The sequence below is a fragment of the Rhodanobacter fulvus Jip2 genome (assembly GCF_000264315.1).
GTDB lineage: Bacteria > Pseudomonadota > Gammaproteobacteria > Xanthomonadales > Rhodanobacteraceae > Rhodanobacter > Rhodanobacter fulvus.
The window spans coordinates 1-1,222 of the sequence record NZ_AJXU01000011.1; the positions used below are offsets into that span (position 1 = coordinate 1).

General features: G+C 49.3%; 1 protein-coding gene. It reads left to right on the top strand.

Annotation, left to right across the window (positions count from 1 at the left end; genetic code table 11):
- On the top strand, nucleotides 1-244 hold a 244-nt coding region (locus tag UU9_RS18330), incomplete at its 5' end, for a hypothetical protein (protein ID WP_040670063.1).
- Nucleotides 245-1,222: the final 978 nt, after the last annotated feature.

Here is a 1,222-nt window from a genome sequence, read left to right on the forward strand (position 1 = left end):
CTTGATTGATCAGAGCATCCCGAAGGGAATTACTCAGCAGTTACAAGACCAGCGAACCGTTATGTGGGAGCAGATGCATAACGAAATCGCCGCCATGTCGACCCATGGTGTGAACGAAATTGTCCCGCGTGCTGGTCACCTTATTAATTACGACCGGCCAGAAATCGTCATAGATGCAATCCGGCAGACTTTGGCAATTGCTGCCGAGCAGGCGGCTCCGGGATCGATAGCGGTCCCAAAGTAAGTTGGCTGCCAAGGCGTTGGGGATACGCTCTCCGCTTCAAACCCCTAACTGGACGTCCGTTCCTGGCCGAAAACGGTTGTTCCACGACATCGTTCCAGATCATTCACGAGCGAGGCTGAAAAGGCATTCGGGAGGCCAAGTTGTCAGGTCTAGCATCATAGCGGTTGCAAATTGCCACCGGCTTCGTGGCCCATTTCACCACAGCCGGACGCATCGTCCACGGGACCGCATAGAAGTCGGAACGCAATAATGCGACCTTGCCATGCCCTGACCCTGTCCTGCCAAGGTTTCATGGTCGTCGTACCGGCCACGTTCTCACCAACAAGACCTTATGCCGCCGCCTACATTTTATCCAAAATGCCTCATGCGACTAGTCATAACATATGCCTTATACTTAGGAAATATAACGGATGATAATACAAATGACAAAGAAGAAGAATAAATTAAGACTGGCGTTCCATTTAATTGCGTCCTTTATTTTTTGGTTTCCGATATCATTCATTACTTTAAACTTGATAGGCATTACTTCCGTACTCATTAACTACGGAAGTGTTGATTTCGACGCACTGTTGTCAACGACAATCTTATTAGCATCGCTTAAACAGGCTATATTAACGGCTTCGATAATGTCCATTGTGCACATAGCTATTCAATGGAGTGGGACTCGGGACCGGATCTAGCTTCGTTGCATCCAGCGCGATGGCAAGATTCGGTTGAGTGCCACAAAGCTAGACCAGACCCTTCGTTCATTGCCTCCTCGTTCGCAAGAGCATCGCGACTGAAGTCGCTCCTACAGTTGAACAAAACCCCGGGGCAGAGTGCATATAAATGACCACTTTTGGCCGATCGCGACTGTCCCAAGATATCGTTCTGGCTTACCCACGAATAGCGTTGGAGCAAGAGCTTTCGTCCTCCTTCGGAGGGCGAGTTACTTTCTCTTTGCGTGGCCAAAGAGAAAGATAACCAAAGAGAAAGGCC